This window comes from Pediococcus acidilactici, from assembly GCA_024970065.1.
GTDB classification, from domain to species: Bacteria; Bacillota; Bacilli; order Lactobacillales; family Lactobacillaceae; genus Pediococcus; species Pediococcus acidilactici_A.
In genome coordinates, this window is record CP103908.1 from 1,026,722 (window position 1) to 1,045,251 (window position 18,530).

Here is an 18,530-nt window from a genome sequence, read left to right on the forward strand (position 1 = left end):
TGTTAAAAGAATCCGTACATTACGGTTGCGACAATGGTCATTGATAGTCCCACTAGGGTTTCGTAAATAATTGAACGAGAACGTTCCTTAATTTCCATATGCATGGCGTTGGCCGTAACGTGGAAATAATTGCCGTGTGGTAAGTGGTCGATTACCGTTGCTCCGGTATGTACCATTGCTGCGGCAGCTAACGGGCTTACCCCAAAACCTAAGATAGCTTTGCTAAAGGAACCGGTCGCGAGGATAACCCCGGTCGATGTTGAAGCAGTTGCCGCCGCCATTAAGATTCCGGCTAACGGCGCCAAGAAAATTCCGGAAACGTGGCTAATTTTGATTAAATCAATGATTTTATTTGGCAAACTAGAGGTGGTAATCAAGGCTCCAACCATTCCAGCACCAATTAAAATCATGACTACATCGGTCATTCGGGCAATTCCAGATTGGGCATAGGCTTTTAACTGGCTGCCTTTCCGCATTGCTAAGGTACCCACTACGGCAGCAAACGGAAGCACGTAGGTAGCATCTAAATTCAAACTAGCTAAACCATGAATATGTAAAAGTGAGCTTAACGGATTTAGCAGTAACAACACGATTGCTAAGATAGGAGTTACCAGTGCCGTGGTTAAGGATGGTAACTCTGCAGGTTGTTTAGGTTTGGTTAAATTTGCAATGTCAGTATCCAAAACGGCACTTCCCCGATGTTTCAAAAAGGAGGCCACTAAAACAGCCACAATTAATCCCACCACGCTGGGAATAAAATCGGCAATCATGATTTGACTTAGATTAATGCCAAATCCTTTTGCAGCAGCAATTGAATTTGGGTTAGGCGAAATAATATTTCCGGCTTTGCCACCTCCGGAAAGGGCAACGAGGAGGGCTAATTTCGAGATGTGCATGCGCTGACCAACTTCGAGTGCAATCGGTGCAACGATTAAGACGGCAACCGGGATAAAAACCCCTACTCCCGTAATCACCATTGTTGCTAACGCTAAACTAAATAACGCTAATTGATCGCCCAATTTGTTAACAATGGTCTTAGCGATCACGTCAGCTGCGCCAGATTCCATCATCACCCCGGCAAGCATTCCGGCAGCAATCACCCGTAGAACAGTTCCCATCACGCTTTGTGAACCTTGAATGAGTACGTCGAGCGTCTGACTAAGCCCAGCTCCGCCTAATAGACATCCTAAAATCGCTCCTAACATTAACGAATAAACAGGGTTTAATTTCCGTAAAATAAGAATAATGGCAGCGGCTAACCCCACTAGCGCTGCCCACCATGGTAATAAGTGCATAAAATGCTCCTTTCTTGTCAACTAATTCACATAATATTATACAGCTAATCACAAAGTAAAATAACCTCCTTTTTAAAAGTAAGCGCTTAACTAATGAAATAATATTTTTTAGCAAAAAATGGTCCCGCGGCCCCTCTAAAACACATTTTTGTGAATTCGAGGTCGCCCGGAACCATTTTCGTTATATTTTAAATAGACTCTTCTGTAAAGCGATGCCAATAATTAGCTAAATACTGGGTCGTCAAACTTTGGGGGCTTTTAATTAAATCTTTTGGTGCTCCCGTAGCAACGATTCTCCCGCCATTTTGTCCCCCGGTAGGTCCTAGATCAACTAGATAATCTGCGTTTACCATCAGATCAAGATCATGAGTAATTACAATAATGGTTGCCTGTCGATCAATTAGACGCTGCATGACTTGTAAAAGTACGCGGACATCTAACGGGTGTAAGCCGATGGTTGGTTCGTCAAAAACAAATAGGGTGTTGGCTTGTTGCTGATTAAGATGCTTTACCAATTTTAAGCGTTGCGCTTCCCCGCCCGATAAGCTAGGGGTGTTTTCACCCAAATGCAAGTAACCTAACCCAACTTCAATTAAATTTTGGAGGTCTTGTTGAATTTTAGGTACGTCTTTAAAGACGTCTATTGCAGATTTTACATCTAGGTTCAAAACATCGACAATGGATAAGTTGTGCCATTTGATTTGTTGGATTTCAGGATTATACCGCTCTCCATGACAAGTTGGACACACTTGTTGCATATCCGGTAGGAATTGAATATCTAGCGTAATACTCCCCGTTCCGCCACAAGTTGGACAGGCACCCTGTTTGTTGTTGTAAGAGAAGTAACTTGCCGTGTACTTCCGTTTCTTCGCTGCGGGTTGGCTAGCGTATAGCTTCCGAAGGTTGTTCATAATATTAGTGTACGTAGCCACTGTCGACCGTACGCTTTTACCAATCGGTTCAGCATTGACGCTGACCACCTTTTTAAGTGGCGTCTTAAGTTGAGCAACTTGCTTTGGCAATTGCTGTTTTTTAGCTTGTGCTGTAATAGCGGATACTAAGCTATCCAATATCAAGCTAGTTTTGCCCGCTCCGGAAAATCCGGTAACCGTGGTGAGTCGGTTAACGGGGATGTGGGCCCGCACTTTTCGCAGATTATAGTAGTTCTTTACGGTAAAATCAATTAACTCAGCGGACTCGCGCTTATTTATTTTACGGACGTGAATTTTTGCCGTTCCTTTGAGATAAGGACCGATTAGGGAATCGGGATTTGCGGCTAGCTGAGCTGGCGTTCCCTGATTTAAAACGTAACCACCTTCCCTACCGGAACCAGGTCCGATTTCAATAATTTGGTCAGCAGCGCGAATGACGGCGAGATTGTGGTCAACTACCACCAGTGAATTTCCTTGATCAACTAACTCGCGAAAAACCTTTAACAGTCCGCTGACGTTGTCCGGATGCAACCCGATGGAAGGTTCGTCAAGCACGTATAAAACTCCGGTAGTTTTCGTACGTAGGGTTCGGGCTAATTGAATCCGTTGCAATTCCCCAGTTGAAAGGCTATTCCCATTTCTGGAAAGGGTTAGATAATCTAAGCCAAGATCCAATAAGGGCCGTAAGTTATGGCTAAATTCCGCAAATAAACTATCCGCCATCTTTTGCATATCCTCCGGAAGTTCGGCAAGAACCCTTTCCATCCAGACGTTTAGGTCGCCAAGCGCGAGGTCCGAAACTTCCGCAATATTTTTCTCGCCGGCCGTTTGCTTCATTAACTCCGGTTTGAGACGGCTTCCATGACAAACGGGACAAGTTGAATAGTTAAAGAATTGACTGATTCGGGCCTGTGCCCGTTCACTTTTACTTGTTTTTGCTGATTCAAGCACGGCTTGATGGGCATTTTCGTATAGTGCATTAAAATCGTGGAAAACTCGACCAGTTCCCGAATGAAAGTCCATCCGGTATTTTTTCTGCGGGCCGTTTAGGATAAAGTCCTTTTCCTTAGGGGTTAATTCTTTGTAAGGTACGTTAATTCGCACCCCGGCCTGTTCGGCGACCTTGGGCATAAAATTTCGACCAGGAAGATGCCAAGATGCGACTGCGCCATCAGCAACGCTAAGGTTAGGGTCTCCAATTAACTTATCTTCGTCTAGCTGGCGTACTCTTCCGGTTCCTTGGCAACGCTCGCAAGCTCCCTCACTATTAAAGGAGAACTGTTCCGCGCTGGGAACGTAAAAGGCAACCCCACAGACGGGACAGGTGATTCTTCCCATTGCATCACCACTTTCACTCATTGCTTGGGCAATCGCTAAGCTAGGTTTTACTCGGTGACCATTGGGGCAAACGGGCGAACCTAAACGAGAAAAAATTAACCGGATTACGTTTAAAGTTTCGCTCATCGTCCCGACCGTCGCCCTTTCGGATGGAACGCTCGGTCGCTGACGAAGCGCCAAGGCAGACGGGATGTGTTCCACACTAGTGACGTCCGCTTGTGAACCTAACTTAATCCGTCTCCTTGTATAGGTCGACAGGGCTTCCAAGTACCTTCGAGAACCTTCTTCGTAGAGAATTCCCATAGCTAACGAGCTCTTCCCGGATCCGGAAAGGCCCGAAATCGCGACAAATTGGTGTAAAGGAATGTCTACATCGATATTTTTTAAATTATGAACCCGTCCTCCCCGAACATTAATTTGGGTTGGTAAGACTGCTTGATTTTCCATTACTGCTTATGGATCTCCTTTCAAATACAACACCTTCATTATATCTAAAATTAGCACTTATCCAAAGTAAGCCCACTTTATTACAGGAAAGAAAAACCAGCAATAAATCTTTATTGCGTCATTAAAAACAGGCCCCGAAATTAAATTTCGGGGCCTGTTTAATAATTTTTGCTATTAATGCTTATTCGAAAGCCTTCATGAGTGGTGGTACCACTTGCTTCTTCCGGGATACAACGCCAGGAAGGTCGGCAGTGTTATGGTCACTTAACTTAACGTCAAAGGCCTTTTCAACCATTTCCTTAGGTTCGCCAACTACTAATAGACGTGAATCGCTTGTCAAAATGTTAGTTGCCAAAAGTAAGAACATGTCGTAACCGTTCTTTTGGTTTTCGTCTTCCATTGTCTTAACTAAGGCAGCTTCACGAGCGAATACGTCGTCTAAATCAACGGTGTTTACTTGACCAATACGAACTTTTTTACCGCCCATGTCGAAGCTCTTTGCATCGCCATCAACTAGTTCAAGTTCACTCTTACTTGATAAGTCAGTACCTGCTTTTAGCATTGCCAAACCGTACTCTTCAACATTAACGTCCGCAATCTTAGCTAAGGTTTCTACAGCCTTCCGGTCGTCATCCGTAGTGGTTGGTGACTTAAGTAAAAGCGTATCGGAAATAATTGCTGAAAGCATTAGTCCCGCAATCTTAGCTGGAATTTCAATCCCCGCTTCTTTGAACATCTTGGTTAAGATGGTGCTTGTGCAACCCACTGGTTCAGCACGGTAGAAAAGTGGTTGAGCAGTTTCAAAGTTAGCAATCCGGTGATGGTCAACTACGGCCGTTACCGTAACTTGATCTACATCTTGGGCACTTTGTTGCTTTTCGTTGTGGTCAACCAACATTACGGAGTCCACTTCGTTAGCCACGGTTTCAACTACCCGAGGAGCTGGTTCGTTAAAGTGATTTAAAACGTATTCCGTTTCTGGATTAGGGTTACCTAATGCAACGGCTTCAACGTCCTTTACGCCCATTTGAGTTTGGTAATATGCAAACGCCTTTGCCGCAACAATGGCATCTGTATCCGGGTTAGAATGTCCAAAAATAAGTTGTTTAGTCATTATCTGAATGCTCCTTTAATCTATTATTAGTTATCTCTTCTAATCTTTCAGTATACCCTTTTTTGGCTAAGTATGCTTCAAATTCATTTAAAAAGCTTTCGATCCGGGGAATGCTATCTTTATCCCTTCTAAAGACGAAATCTAAATCAAACGAAATCACTGGATCTAACTTAGCCGTAAAGACTCCCTTCTTCCGGGGGTGGGCCATTACGTATGATTCTGGCAATGCAGTTACAACGTCGGTTGCGTTAACAAAGTGCCGAATCTGATCCGGGGTGGTAAAACAAGCGACACTGTGCGGACGGTTGACGAGGGCGTTCTTGTACGCCTCTTTAATTACCCCGTCTAAATAGAATTCTTCGGGGTAAGTTACCCAATTATAGTTGATAGTTTTTTGCAGTTTGATCCGCTTTTGGCGCGCGATTTTTTCATCATGATGAATAAAAACTAAACTTTCGCTCGTGATTTTCCGCGATTGATATGGCTTCCAGTTTTTAATGCTGTCATCTGGCAAATACATAATTGCTAGATCCACTTTGTTATTTTCTAGATTTTCCCAAATTTCTTTTCTAGTCAACATGTGGACAATAATCTTAATGCCGGGTTCTTTTTTGTAATAGTGTGCAATAAAGTCTTCGAAAATTTGGGTTTCAATCGACGACAGAATTCCAATTGAAATCTCACCTTGGCTAGCGTTTGACGACTGTTGAATTTCATCAGTCGCATTGTTCAAAACGCGGTTAATTTCGTGACTAGCACTTAACATGGTATATCCCGCATCGGTAAGCCGTAATTTTTTCCCTACTGAGTAAAATAACGGTGCCCCAATGGTGTGCTCTAGCTTTTTAATTTGCTGGGTTAGCGCCGGCTGCGTAATTCCAAGAATTTGCGCAGCTTGCGTGTAGTTCATCGTATCTGAAAGTTGCAAAAAATATGTCAACGCTTTTGAAGAAAAGATCTTTTCTTGTTTAGTCCGCATGTTCGTACACCTCGAGTTTCATTAAGCTTAATCGTCTAATAATCATTATAATTAAGTTTAATATTACTCCCTATAAAGAGCAAGGGGTAATCGCTTTATTTCGCTTCGTTGACTGCTGGATCCAATGTTTTCAAGCGCATTGAAAGCGGATAACCCTCGGAGTCAATATCAATCACAAAACTACCGTTGGAATAGCGTTCGTTTAGTGGATGTTCCATCGGTAGAATGTCATGAACTAACCCACGGGAAGTCAACACCTCAAAGGCTTGATGTTCGTTAACTACCTCGATATCGACCACCCGGTGAGGATCTTTCTTAAGTTCACGTAAAATTTGTACTCCTCGACGGGCCCGGCTCGTTACGCTGATTTCGCTTACCTTCATTCGTTTGAAGGATCCCCGGTTAGTAATTAAACCAATTTGATCATTCTCATTAACCAAAACGAAGTTGGCCACTTGGTCATCCCGCAAATCCATTGATTTAACCCCGGCAGCTCGTGGTCCTACGGTCGGAATTTCAACTAAATCGTATCTTAAACCGTATCCGTGTTCACTTGCCAATAGGATGGTCGCTGGTGTCGCTTTTGGATCCACTTGGACAACGTTAACCACTTTAGCATCTGAACTCTTTAGTTTAGCGTAAGTAATGGCCTTTTTACGGTAAGTTCGCCCCGGTTTGAGGTCTTGCAAAGCGGTTTGCTTAATGTACCCATCGTCTGTTGCAATTAGGAAATTAATTGATTGAGCAAAGTTTTTAACGTCGTAAGCCTTTAAGATAATTTCATCATCTGCCAACCCAATCGTTTGAGAAACGTGCTCACCAGTATCCTTCCAACGCGCTTCGGTAATTTCGTATACCGGCCGGTAAATCAGGTTACCCTTGTTGGTAAACATTAATAGATGGTCTAACGTGCTCAATTCATGCTTAAATACCGGTTGATCGCCGTCTTTCAGCCCATCTTCATCAGCAGAAGCTTTGTAAGAACGTAAACTACTGCGTTTTAGATAACCGGCTTGACTGACCAACACCATTACCTGTTCTTCTGGTACGGTTACCGTGCGGTCAATCTTAATTTCTTCGATTTGATCTTGAATTTCTGATAAGCGTGGTGTGGCGTATTGTTTCTTAACTTTGCGCAGTTCTGCCGAAAGAACTCGCGATAATTTCGCCGGATCGTTGAGGATTTGGTTAAACTCAGCAATTGAATCGTTTAACTGTTGAGCTTCCGTCTTCAATTCCGTCACGTCGGTATTGGTTAAGCGATAAAGTTGTAAGGAAACGATAGATTCGGCTTGCTTTTCACTAAAATCAAACCGTTCCACTAAGTTATGCTTAGCATCCTTCTTGTCTTTGCTGCCTCGGATAGTTTTAATTACTTGGTCCAGAATTGAAAGGGCCTTAATTAAACCATCAACGATGTGTAGCCGTGCTTCCGCTTTTTGTAAATTAAATTGCGTCCGCTTGGTAATCACTTCTTTTTGAAAGTCCACGTAAGCTTGAATAATGGGTTTAAGTCCCATTCGTTCCGGACGCAAGTTATTAATGGCCACCATGTTAAAGTTGTACGAAACCTGTAAGTCGGTGTTCTTTAGGAGGTAATTAAGAACCCCTTGTGCATCGACGTCCTTTTTCAACTCAATGGCAATTGACAAACCTTCGCGATCAGATTCATCACGGACTTCAGCAATTCCGTCAATTTTCTTCATTACCCGAATTTCGTCAATTTTCTTAACCAACTGCGCCTTATTAACTTCGTAAGGAATTTCCGTAACCCGAATTTGCTGTTTGCTTCCCCGAAGTTGTTCAATAGTGGTACGGGAACGCACTACCACCCGGCCCCGACCGGTTTTATAAGCTTGTTTTAAGCCGTCACGTCCCTGGACAATTCCACCAGTGGGAAAATCGGGACCTTTAACAAATTCCATCAGTTTTTCTAACGAAGGATCCGGATGTTTGATGGTATATAAAACGGCGTCAATTACTTCCCCAATATTGTGTGGGGGGATTTCCGTTGCGTATCCAGCAGAGATCCCGGTTGCCCCGTTTACCAGTAGGTTTGGAAAACGTGCTGGTAAAACGGTTGGTTCGTATTCCGTATCATCGAAATTTAGCACCATGTCAACCGTGTCTTTGTCGATATCTTGAAGCATCTCTTCGGCAGCTTGGCTCAACCGCGCTTCGGTATACCGCATTGCAGCCGGAGGATCGTTATCAATTGAACCATTGTTACCATGCATTTCAATTAGCGGTACGCGCAACTTCCAGTCTTGACTCATGCGCACTAAGGCTTCGTAAATCGAACTATCACCATGCGGATGAAAATTACCCATTACGTTACCAACTGATTTAGCCGATTTACGAAAGGCTTTATCATGAGTGTTGCCATCTTTATTCATCGCAAAGAGGATGCGCCGTTGCACCGGCTTTAAGCCATCGCGAACGTCAGGCAACGCGCGTTCTTGGATGATATATTTAGAATACCGTCCAAAGCGGTCGCCCATAATATCTTCAAGTGCTAATTCTTGAATTTTTGATTGATTATCAGCCATTCGGATTCCCCTTTTACTCTTAGTTATTTTCTAAATCTAATTTTAGTTCTTCAAACGTTTCGTTTCCCTTTTCCTTGGGGGACGTTTGCTTAACGTCGTGTTCAGCCTTAACCGCCTCATTGTCTAGCAAACTGCCATCCTCTTCTAAGGTAAAGGAAACGTTGCTTTCAATCCATTTCCGGCGGGGTTCGACCTTATCACCCATCAACGTGGTTACCCGGCGTTCGGCTAAGGTATCATCATCAATCCGCACCCGTACCAAGGTTCGAGTTTCCGGATTCATGGTAGTTTCCCACAGCTGATCGGCGTTCATCTCACCAAGCCCCTTAAAGCGTTGCAGGGAAAAACCGCGGCCCATCTTTTTGCTAACTTCTTCAAGTTCCTCATCGGTCCACGCGTATTCAATTTTAGCCTTCTTATTGACGCCCTTCTGCAATTTGTAGAGGGGTGGCAAGGCAATGTAAATCTTGCCTGCGTCAATCATTGGGCGCATGTATTTATAAAAGAACGTTAATAATAACGTTTGAATGTGGGCTCCATCAGTATCGGCATCGGTCATGATAATGACTTTATCATAGTTGCTGTCTTCTACTTTGAATTCAGGACCCACGCCAGCGCCAATGGTGTAGATGATTGTATTGATCTCTTCATTTTTAACAATGTCTTGTAACTTGGCTTTTTCCGTATTTAAAACCTTACCACGTAACGGTAGAATGGCTTGGAACTTACGGTTACGTCCTTGTTTGGCACTGCCTCCCGCCGAGTCCCCTTCGACAAGGAACAATTCATTCTTTTTCGCGTTTTTAGATTGGGCTGGAGTTAGTTTTCCGGATAAAATCCGGTCTTGTTTTTTCCGCCGTTTTCCGGTCCGGGATTCGTCACGCGCTTTACGTGCCGCTACCCGGGCATCCCGGGCGTTAATGGCTTTACGGACTAACTGTTGGGCAAATTCCCCATTCTCCATCAGGAAGAACCCTAGTTGTTCGCTAACCACGGCTTCAACAATTGGACGGGCTTCCGGAGTTCCTAATTTTTCCTTGGTCTGTCCTTCAAATTCAAGCAGCTCTTCGGGAACCCGGATAGAGATCACTGCTGACAAACCTTCCCGAACGTCGGAGCCTTCCAAGTTTTTGTCTTTTTCCTTTAAGAGGCCGACTTTTCGGGCAAATTCGTTGAAGGCCTTGGTCCATCCCGAACGCATGCCGACTTCGTGGGTCCCACCATCTTTGGTCCGGACGTTATTAACGAACGATAACACGGTTTCAGAGTAACCGTCGTTGTATTGTCCAGCAATTTCGACTTCGATGCCGTGCTTAGAACCATCAAAATACATGATGTTGCCTAAAGTATCCTTATCTTCGTTAAGGTACTCAACAAATTCTTTAATTCCCTCTTCATAAAGGTACTCTTCGGTTTGTTCATGGCCCGCCCGCTCGTCAGTAAGGGTGATCTTAACTCCCTTCAATAAGAAGGCTGATTCACGTAGCCGAACCGCTAACGTATTAAAGTTAAAAACCGTCGTGGTAAAAATCGCTGGATCCGGTTTAAAAGTTACCGTAGTTCCATTCGATTCCTTAGTTTTTCCCACCTTTTTTAACGTTCCGACAGGATGACCGCCGTTCACAAAATTTTCTTCGTACTTCATCTTGTCGCGGACGATTTCGACCGTTAATTTTTCGGACAACGCGTTAACGACGCTTGCACCAACCCCGTGCAATCCACCGGAAGTCTTATAACCACCTTGACCGAACTTTCCTCCGGCATGTAAGACGGTAAAAATTACTTCGGCAGTGGGTTTGCCAGACTTATGCATCCCGACCGGCATTCCGCGCCCGTGGTCCACGACCGTAATACTGTTATCTGGGCGGATTGTGACATTAATTTCTTTTCCGTACCCAGCTAACGCTTCATCGACTGCATTATCAACAATTTCATAAACGAGATGATGTAATCCACGTCCATCGGTAGATCCGATGTACATTCCGGGACGCTTTCGAACGGCTTCAAGCCCTTCAAGCACCTGGATGGAAGAATCATCATATGTTGTTTTACTTGTTTTTGCCATTCACGTTACTCCTTTAAGGTCAGTACTATTATCATAACTTATTTTTATTCTGATGAAAACATTTCGATAAATGTTATAATACTGCATTGTGACTGAAATTTTATCACTCATAAAATCCGTGCTAAAATTTATTGAAACTTAAATTATTAATCAGAAAAGAGGAAGTCCCATGTTAAAAATTTTCATCATGTTGGTGATTGCCTACTTGTTAGGCTCGATTCCCTCGGGAGTGTTGGTCGCCAAACATTTTAACAAAGATTTACATAAAGAAGGTAGTGGAAACACCGGGACGACCAATACGTTCCGGGTTCTCGGCGTTAAACCTGGTTTACTAGTCTTGTTAATGGATCTTTTAAAAGGAACCTTAGCCACCCTACAGCCGATTGTCTTTCACGTCACCACGATTAATCCCCTTATTATTGGTCTCGCGGCCATTTTAGGGCACACTTTTTCGGTTTTCGATGAATTCCGGGGCGGAAAGGCAGTGGCCACCAGTGCGGGCATGCTGCTAGCGTATAATCCTAGCTATTTTATTACCGCTTGTTGCCTATTCGTCGGTTTCATTTACATTTCCAGCATGGTTAGCTTTTCGAGCATCGTTTCGGCAATCTTACTCGTTATTATTTCGTTTTTCTACCATGATTGGGTGCTTTCAGTAGTGGCCATTGGACTAACTAGTTTTATCATTTATCGCCACCGCTCCAACATTAAGCGCATTTTGAGCGGCAATGAAAATCTGGTTCCCTTTGGAATCTACTATCGCCTTAAGCACAAAGGCTAAACTAAAAACCCTTGAAACTTAAAATAGTTTCAGGGGTTTTAATTTTTAAAAGAATGAAATTGTAAATTCGTGGTTAAAGGTTGCTCCAGCAGCCAACCGGTTCATTCCTAGCTTTTCGTTCAATTCACCATTGAAATCAACGGTATCCGCAATTCCCCACCAAGGTTCCAAACAAATAAATTCACCTTCAGCAGGATATGGAGACCAAATTCCTAGATAAGGAGCATCCGCCACCGTCAAGGCCACCCCGTGGTCGTTAACGTCGTTTTCTAACATTACGGTTGTTGATCGTTGCTGCAAATCTAAGATTAAAGCGTCGTTAGCAAAAAGTTCATGGCTTAAGGCTAACGGCTGGGTAGCATCTAGATCCTGCAGGTGCTTGGGATCCGTGTACGGAGCTTGCAACGGAATTTGCTTAAATACCTGTTTAGGAGCAATCCGCATTTGACTTTCCGCCATCCCGATTCTTGGATCACCTAAGTTAAGATTAAATCCAGGGTGCCCGCCAATCGCAAACCAGAGGTCGTCCTCTGCAGCTGGATTACGTACTTCGTAACGTTCGGTTAACTCGTGATCCTGTAATTCAAAATGCAACCGTAATTCAAAATCGAACGGGAATTTTTCGCGCGTTTCCGCGGTGCTCTTTAATTCCATTACCACTTGGTCGGCACTTGCTGAAATCACCGTAAAGCGCATGTCTCGAGCAAACCCATGTTGCCCCATCGGATAACGCTTGCCGTTGACCTTAAATTGATCGTCTTTTAAGCGACCCACGAACGGAAAAAGAACGGGAGCGTGTCTTCCCCAGACTTGGGGATCAGCTTGCCAGATGTATTCAATTTGGTCGTCGTTAGACTTAACGCTGGTTAATTCCGCACCTAATTCATCAATTGTGACCGTTAAAAACTCATTTTTTAAAACTGCCGTCATAAAAGTTGCCTCCTACAAGATAAACTCGCTTAAGTCTTTGTTACCCGCGATGCTACCAATCTTACTATCAACGTATTTTTCGGTAATGGTTACTTCGCCCATTTCCATGGATGGTCCTTCAAAAAGGATGTCTTCCAATAGTTTTTCTAGAATGGTATGCAAACGCCGTGCACCAATGTTTTCCGTTTCGTGGTTAACTTGTTCAGCAATTTCGGCAATTCGTTCAATCGCTTCGATAGTGAAGGTAACTTTCACGTTATCCGTGCCAATTAAGGCAATGTATTGCTTAACCAATGCATTCTTTGGTTCGGTAAGGATCTTAACAAAGTCGTCCTTCGAAAGGTCGTTTAGTTCAACCCGAATTGGGAAACGGCCCTGCAATTCAGCAATTAAATCGCTAGGCTTACTTTCGTGAAACGCCCCCGAACCGATGAAGAGGATGTGGCTGGTGTCCACCAAACCATACTTAGTGTTAACTTGAGACCCTTCTACAATTGGTAAAATGTCTCGTTGCACACCTTGCCGGGACACGTCGCTAGAAGTGTTTTGTCCTGAACCAGTAATCTTATCAATTTCGTCAATGAAGATGATTCCGGTATTTTCCGCCCGTTGGATTGCATTATGGTATAAATCCCCATGGTTAACTAATTTGTCGGACTCTTCTTTAATTAGAATTTCACGAGCTTCCCGCACGGGTACCGTTCGACTAATTTTCTTCTTTGGCAAGAGCCCGCTCAACGATTCGTTAAGGTCGATGCCCATTTGATTCATCATGTTGTTATTATTATTTTGCTTAGGATCGTCCATTTCAATGGTGACCATCTCGTTTTCGAGGAGTCCCTTAGCTAACTTGCTTGCCGTGTCCATCCGCTTTTCCTTGATGTCATCCGGCACATTTTGTCCACTTGGTTGAAAATCAGTTGGTGTCTTTCCCTGTTGCATTTGCGTAAACATGTTCATCATGTTTTGGAAGTCTACCGCTGAATTTTGCTTAGGATCTTCTGGCACTGGTACAAGCAATTCGACAATGCGGTGATCCGCGTTTTTAGCTGCTTCCATCCGGACGTCCTTAAAGGCCCGTTCTTCTTCTAAATGCACGGCGTTTTCAACTAAGTCACGCACCATCGACTCGACGTCCCGTCCGACGTAACCAACTTCGGTAAACTTAGTTGCTTCGACCTTCACAAAGGGAGCGTTAACGATTTTGGCCAATCGCCGGGCAATTTCAGTTTTTCCGACCCCGGTTGGTCCAATCATTAGTAAGTTCTTTGGGGTGATGTCTTCTTGCATATCGGCAGAAAGCTGGAGCCGCCGGTAACGATTCCGTAAAGCAACCGCAACGGCACGCTTAGCTGATTTTTGACCAATTACAAATTCATCTAATTGGTTAACAATTTCTTGTGGGGTTAAGTTTTCTTTTAACATTGCTTAATCTTCCTCCTTGAAATCTAAAGCGATCACGTTATGGTTAGTAAAGATGTCGATGTCACCAGCAACGTTAATTGCGGTTTTAGCAATTTCTTTAGCGGTCATGTCTTTAGCATGTTGTTTTAGAGCCTTGGCCGCTGCCAAAGCAAAGTTACCACCCGAGCCAATGGCTAAGATACCATCATCTGGGGCAATCACTTCTCCACTCCCGGAAACCAAGTACATTTCCTTTTGGTCCATTACGATTAACATGGCTTCCAGCTTTTGTAATTGTTGGTCGCCCCGCCAAATTTTGGCCAATTCAACGGAAGCACGTTGTAAATTGCCACTATACTCGGATAATTTCTTTTCAAATTTTTCTTCCAGGTTGAAAGCATCGGCTACACTACCCGCAAATCCCACGATGACTTTTCCATCGTAAATTCTACGAACTTTTCGTGCAGTGCCTTTCATAATGAATTTTTCACCCATGGTAACTTGACCATCCCCGGCCATAGCGTTTTCTCCATTGTGATTAATGGCAATTATGGTTGTTGCGTCAAATTTTACTGGCATAATGTTCTCCTTAATTAAGACTTAGTCGAGCGTGGAAAGAATTTCCGGTAACTCTCTTGTAGTTTTTCTTTAGTAACGTGTGTATAAATTTGGGTTGTTGATAGGCTGGCGTGGCCTAAGAGCTCTTGAACAGTTCGAAGGTCTGCGCCATTGTTTAACATGGCGGTCGCAAAGCTATGCCGCAACATGTGGGGATGAATTTCGCCGGTCAAACTACTTTTTTTAATAATTTGATTTAAGACGTATTCAACCCCCGACGCGGTAATTGGCTGCCCGTAATGACTAACGAAGACGTACTGGTGCGTTTGATGGTATTTTGCCAGTAATGGTGTCCATTCATTTTGATGGTAGTCTTCTAGAGCATGCTTAGCATAGCGTCCAAAGGGCACGTAGCGTTCCTTGTTTCCCTTCCCTAAAACCAAGATGGTTTGCATAGAAAAGTCAATGTCCGTCCAACGCAAATTGGTGCACTCACTAACTCGCATTCCGGTACCGTAAAGCACCTCTAGCAAAGCAACGTCTCGCAAATGCAATGGTCCTTGTGCTTGGTAAACTGTATCAAAAAGCTGGTTCATTTCCTTTTCATAGAAGAAGCGTGGAAGGTGATCGGCATGTTTCTTTAATTGAACAAATTCAAAAGGATTTTTATCAATTACCTCATTTTTTATTAAAAAACGGTAAAAAGCACGTAAAGACGAAACTTTCCGTGAGATTGAGGTTCGTTTTAAATTTTGGTCAAAGAGGTAACTCATGAAGACGTTCGCGTCAAAACGATCCACCGCTAAAAGCTCCGGCTTATTTCCGGTAGTCTGAAGAAACTTTTGAAATTCCTGCAAGTCTTCCAGATAAGCTGTAACCGTTTTATCAGAATATTGCCGCTCCACGGTTAAATACCTTTTAAATTGCTCTATCCAGTCCATAAAAAAACCTCCAACAATTGACACTGTAGCAAATTGTGGAGGGAAACTCAATTTATTTATTGTTTTTTAAGCTATTTTTGAGGTTCTTCCTCATAGTCATGGTTTGGACAAACGATTTGTTTACCGCCCTTAATTTTCTTTTCAATTAAGAAGCTGTGACATACGGGGCATTCCCGCGCGATTGGTTTGTCCCACGAGACAAATTCACAATCTGGGTAACGCGAGCAACCGTAGAATACGCGTCCACGCTTGGATTTGCGTTCGATAATTTGTCCTTTATGGCATTGTGGGCAGGTTACCCCAATTTCCTTAACGATTGCTTGGGTGTTACGACAATCAGGGAACCGGCTACAAGCAAAGAATTTCCCGTAGCGCCCCATTTTAACCACCATTGGTGCCCCACAGATCTCACAGTTAAAGCCGGCTGGTTCGTCTTTAATTTGAATCTTTTCAATTTGTCCTTGAGCTTTTTCCAGCTCTTTAGCGAACGGCTTATAATACCGGTCAACTACCTTAATCCAGTTTTCCTTACCTTCTTCAATAGAGTCAAGATCCTTTTCTAAACCAGCGGTGAAGTCAATGTTAACGATGTCTGGGAAGAAGTCGTAAATAATTTCGTTGACGATTTCTCCTAGTTCCGTTGGTTCAAAGCGCCGAGAAACTAACTTGACGTAGTAGCGACGTTGGATCGTATCCAGGGTTGGTGCGTAGGTAGATGGCCGACCGACCCCGTTTTCTTCCAAAGCCTTAATCAAAGCAGCTTCAGTATAGCGGGCTGGTGGCTGGGTGAAGTGTTGGTTTGGATTATTATTAACCAACTTAACTTGGTCACCTTCGGCAAGGTTCGGCAAAACGTTATCCTTGTCCTTATTAGTTTTATATACTTTCGTGAATCCTTCAAACTTGGTCTTCGAACCGTTTGCTCGGTACTGAACATCGTTTTGTTCAATTGTAACGGTCATTGTATCGGAAACTTCGGGCGTCATTTGACTTGCGACAAACCGGGCCCAAATTAATTTGTAGAGTTTATATTGATCGTTGTTAAGGTACTCTTTAATTTGTTCAGGAGTCCGCTTGACCGAAGAAGGACGGATCGCTTCGTGGGCGTCTTGCGCTCCTTCCGGCATCTTCCCCTTCCGTGGCTTAGTAGCCGCGTATTCCGCGCCGTATTGGTCGTGAATGAATAAGGAAGTTTCGTGCTTAGCAACTTCTGAAATTCGGGTCGAGTCCGTCCGCATATAGGTGATCAACCCAACCGTTCCTTCTTTACCAATGTTAATTCCTTCATAAAGCTGTTGCGCAGTCATCATGGTTTTACGAGTCCGGAAATTAAGGGTTTTATTAGCCTCTTGTTGCATAGAACTCGTGGTAAACGCCGCTGCTGGGTACCGCTTCCGTTCACGCCGTTTAACTTCCGTAATGTCAAAGTCGCCTTTAGGGTCAATGTTCTTTAGGACTTCTTGAACCCTTTCGTTATTTGGCAGCTTCATCTTTTTGTGATGCATGCCATAAAAACTAGCCTTAAACTTTGAACGACCTTTTTTAAATTCGGAATCAATTGACCAGTACTCTTCAGGTTTAAAGGCGTTGATTTCCTTTTCCCGTTTGATGATTAAACTTAAGGCGATGGATTGTACCCGGCCCGCACTGAGGCCCTTTTTAACCTTTTGCCAAAGTAATGGTGAAATTGAATAACCTACCAACCGATCTAAAATTCGGCGCGCTTGTTGGGCATCAACTAAGGTTGTGTCAATGCTACGAGGGGTTTTAAAGGCGTTTTTAACCGCGTCTTTAGTAATTTCGTTAAATACCACCCGATTCTTATCTTTCGGATCTAATCCTAATAGGTAGGAAAGGTGCCACGCAATTGCTTCTCCTTCCCGGTCCGGGTCAGAAGCAAGGTAAACTTTTTTAGCCTTTTTGGCTTCTTTACGTAAATTTTTAATGGTGTCACCCTTACCGCGGATCGAAATGTAGTGGGGTTCGTAGTCGTTTTCAATATCGACTCCCATTTTACTTTTCGGTAAATCCCGGATGTGGCCTAAACTAGCCACGACTTTATAAGAGCGACCCAAGTATTTTTCAATGGTTTTTGCCTTAGAAGGTGATTCCACGATCACCAGGTTTTTTTTAGTAGTCGGCATTTGTTGCTCCTTTGCCTTGAATTAGAATTTATAGTCACCATGTTATTGCATTAGAATCTATATTGTCAAATAACGGGTACCACCCTAAACAATTGACGTAGTGTCTAATCGCCACTACTACAACGGTGCTAATCAAGTTTACATCTTAGCACGACTTTTTTAAAATGTATATTTATCTTTGTAAACCGACCTCTTCAAGAACATCATTTAAAGAGATTAATGGCCGCGCTCCCGCAGCAATTAGCTCGTTAGTTCCCCGGCTATTTTCGCTAAAAATACTTCCGGGCACCGCTAAAACGTTGCGGTTTTCCCCTAAAGCTAAGCTAGCAGTAATTAAACTGCCCGATTTTTGTTTAGCTTCAATAATACAGGTAGCCTGAGCTAAACCAGCAATAATTCGATTGCGTTCCACAAAGTGATGACGTAACGGACGTGCTCCCTGAGGGTACTCGCTAATTAATAGCCCAGTTTGTTGCACCTGGTCCTGTAAAATTGCGTTTTGCTTGGGATAAACAACGTCTAAGCCGTTGCCAATTACCGCAATTGTTTTCCCGGCTCCATCCACAGTAGCTTGGTGAGTCATCGCATCGACACCGCGCGCCAAACCGCTAACGGTAACCAGCTGGTGCTCAAGAAGCCCTGGCACCAGTTTTTTAACCGTCGCCATTCCGTATCGGGTCATGTTTCGCGCACCGACAATCGCAACCGTTCGCGGTTCTTGGAGTAAATCTAACCGGCCCCGGTAAAACAATACGGTCGGCGGACAATAAATCTCACGTAAAAGGTCGGGATATGCTGGATCCGCAATCGTTAGGATTCCCCCGTTTTGCTCATTTTCATGAATCTTACGCTTTAATTTTGCACTATGCAAACAGTTAACTAAATCACTTCGCTGTTCATCAGCAATTAACGGACTTGTTTGAACCCACTCAGTTAATGAAAATTCTGCTTGATTGTGGACTGCTTGATAAATTTGGGATTGCTTTTTAATACTAAAGTTAGTACCGATTTTAATGCGAATTAAAAAATCACGAAGTTCCATTCTTTCACCTC

General features: G+C 43.6%; 13 protein-coding genes. 1 reads left to right on the top strand and 12 read right to left on the bottom strand.

The annotated features are described in order from the left end of the window. Nucleotides 1–2 precede the first annotated feature (2 nt). The 6 genes from NYR25_04825 to parE form a co-directional block, all read right to left on the bottom strand. A complete protein-coding gene (locus NYR25_04825) occupies nucleotides 3–1,295 on the bottom strand; it encodes a GntP family permease (GenBank protein UWF32930.1) in 1,293 nt (430 codons plus the stop codon). Between the two features lie 188 nt (nucleotides 1,296–1,483). Beyond that, nucleotides 1,484–4,012, bottom strand: coding sequence for an excinuclease ABC subunit UvrA (locus NYR25_04830; GenBank protein UWF32931.1), 2,529 nt, complete (start codon nucleotides 4,010–4,012; stop codon nucleotides 1,484–1,486). 181 nt (nucleotides 4,013–4,193) lie between these two features. Next, nucleotides 4,194–5,126, bottom strand: coding sequence for a manganese-dependent inorganic pyrophosphatase (locus NYR25_04835; protein ID UWF32932.1), 933 nt, complete (start codon nucleotides 5,124–5,126; stop codon nucleotides 4,194–4,196). Beyond that, nucleotides 5,119–6,105 (bottom strand): LysR family transcriptional regulator, encoded by a 987-nt coding sequence (locus NYR25_04840; GenBank protein UWF32933.1) that lies wholly within the window; start codon nucleotides 6,103–6,105, stop codon nucleotides 5,119–5,121. The genes NYR25_04835 and NYR25_04840 overlap by 8 nt, the downstream gene beginning before the upstream one ends. Nucleotides 6,106–6,200: 95 nt before the next feature. Then, nucleotides 6,201–8,654, bottom strand: a complete 2,454-nt coding sequence (gene parC / locus NYR25_04845; GenBank protein ID UWF32934.1) for a DNA topoisomerase IV subunit A — start codon at nucleotides 8,652–8,654, stop codon at nucleotides 6,201–6,203. A gap of 19 nt (nucleotides 8,655–8,673) precedes the next feature. Next, entirely contained in the window at nucleotides 8,674–10,719 is a 2,046-nt protein-coding gene (parE, locus tag NYR25_04850) for a DNA topoisomerase IV subunit B (GenBank protein ID UWF32935.1), read from the bottom strand. A 169-nt stretch (nucleotides 10,720–10,888) separates the two neighbouring features. Here parE and plsY point away from each other — a divergent pair, with 169 nt between their 5' ends. Further along, complete coding sequence (plsY, locus tag NYR25_04855) at nucleotides 10,889–11,500, top strand: glycerol-3-phosphate 1-O-acyltransferase PlsY (GenBank protein UWF32936.1); 612 nt, start codon at nucleotides 10,889–10,891, stop codon at nucleotides 11,498–11,500. A gap of 45 nt (nucleotides 11,501–11,545) precedes the next feature. On the opposite strand, the gene NYR25_04860 is transcribed toward plsY, so the two are convergent. The 6 genes from NYR25_04860 to dprA all read right to left on the bottom strand — a co-directional run bounded on the left by NYR25_04860 (nucleotide 11,546) and on the right by dprA (nucleotide 18,519). Further along, on the bottom strand, nucleotides 11,546–12,430 hold the full coding sequence (locus NYR25_04860; GenBank protein ID UWF32937.1) for an aldose 1-epimerase family protein: 885 nt from the start codon (nucleotides 12,428–12,430) through the stop codon (nucleotides 11,546–11,548). A 12-nt stretch (nucleotides 12,431–12,442) separates the two neighbouring features. Further along, nucleotides 12,443–13,855, bottom strand: a complete 1,413-nt coding sequence (gene hslU / locus NYR25_04865; protein ID UWF32938.1) for an ATP-dependent protease ATPase subunit HslU — start codon at nucleotides 13,853–13,855, stop codon at nucleotides 12,443–12,445. A 3-nt stretch (nucleotides 13,856–13,858) separates the two neighbouring features. After that, nucleotides 13,859–14,413 (bottom strand): ATP-dependent protease subunit HslV, encoded by a 555-nt coding sequence (gene hslV / locus NYR25_04870; GenBank protein ID UWF32939.1) that lies wholly within the window; start codon nucleotides 14,411–14,413, stop codon nucleotides 13,859–13,861. Nucleotides 14,414–14,427: 14 nt separating this feature from the next. Next, nucleotides 14,428–15,333, bottom strand: a complete 906-nt coding sequence (gene xerC / locus NYR25_04875) for a tyrosine recombinase XerC (protein UWF32940.1) — start codon at nucleotides 15,331–15,333, stop codon at nucleotides 14,428–14,430. A gap of 71 nt (nucleotides 15,334–15,404) precedes the next feature. Further along, the gene (gene topA / locus NYR25_04880; protein UWF32941.1) at nucleotides 15,405–17,477 is read right to left on the bottom strand and encodes a type I DNA topoisomerase; all 2,073 of its coding nucleotides are present in this window, start codon (nucleotides 17,475–17,477) and stop codon (nucleotides 15,405–15,407) included. A 172-nt stretch (nucleotides 17,478–17,649) separates the two neighbouring features. Next, nucleotides 17,650–18,519 (bottom strand): DNA-processing protein DprA, encoded by an 870-nt coding sequence (gene dprA, locus NYR25_04885; protein UWF32942.1) that lies wholly within the window; start codon nucleotides 18,517–18,519, stop codon nucleotides 17,650–17,652. Nucleotides 18,520–18,530 lie beyond the last annotated feature (11 nt).

Bases quoted from the DNA above. Each gene is read 5' to 3' on its own strand.
- dprA (UWF32942.1), bottom strand. From the start codon at position 18,519: ATGGAACTTCGTGATTTTTTAATTCGCATTAAAATCGGTACTAACTTT.
- plsY (UWF32936.1), top strand. From the start codon at position 10,889: ATGTTAAAAATTTTCATCATGTTGGTGATTGCCTACTTGTTAGGCTCG.
- NYR25_04825 (UWF32930.1), bottom strand. From the start codon at position 1,295: ATGCACTTATTACCATGGTGGGCAGCGCTAGTGGGGTTAGCCGCTGCC.
- NYR25_04860 (UWF32937.1), bottom strand. From the start codon at position 12,430: ATGACGGCAGTTTTAAAAAATGAGTTTTTAACGGTCACAATTGATGAA.
- topA (UWF32941.1), bottom strand. From the start codon at position 17,477: ATGCCGACTACTAAAAAAAACCTGGTGATCGTGGAATCACCTTCTAAG.
- hslU (UWF32938.1), bottom strand. From the start codon at position 13,855: ATGTTAAAAGAAAACTTAACCCCACAAGAAATTGTTAACCAATTAGAT.
- NYR25_04840 (UWF32933.1), bottom strand. From the start codon at position 6,105: ATGCGGACTAAACAAGAAAAGATCTTTTCTTCAAAAGCGTTGACATAT.
- xerC (UWF32940.1), bottom strand. From the start codon at position 15,333: ATGGACTGGATAGAGCAATTTAAAAGGTATTTAACCGTGGAGCGGCAA.
- hslV (UWF32939.1), bottom strand. From the start codon at position 14,413: ATGCCAGTAAAATTTGACGCAACAACCATAATTGCCATTAATCACAAT.
- NYR25_04835 (UWF32932.1), bottom strand. From the start codon at position 5,126: ATGACTAAACAACTTATTTTTGGACATTCTAACCCGGATACAGATGCC.
- parC (UWF32934.1), bottom strand. From the start codon at position 8,654: ATGGCTGATAATCAATCAAAAATTCAAGAATTAGCACTTGAAGATATT.
- NYR25_04830 (UWF32931.1), bottom strand. From the start codon at position 4,012: ATGGAAAATCAAGCAGTCTTACCAACCCAAATTAATGTTCGGGGAGGA.
- parE (UWF32935.1), bottom strand. From the start codon at position 10,719: ATGGCAAAAACAAGTAAAACAACATATGATGATTCTTCCATCCAGGTG.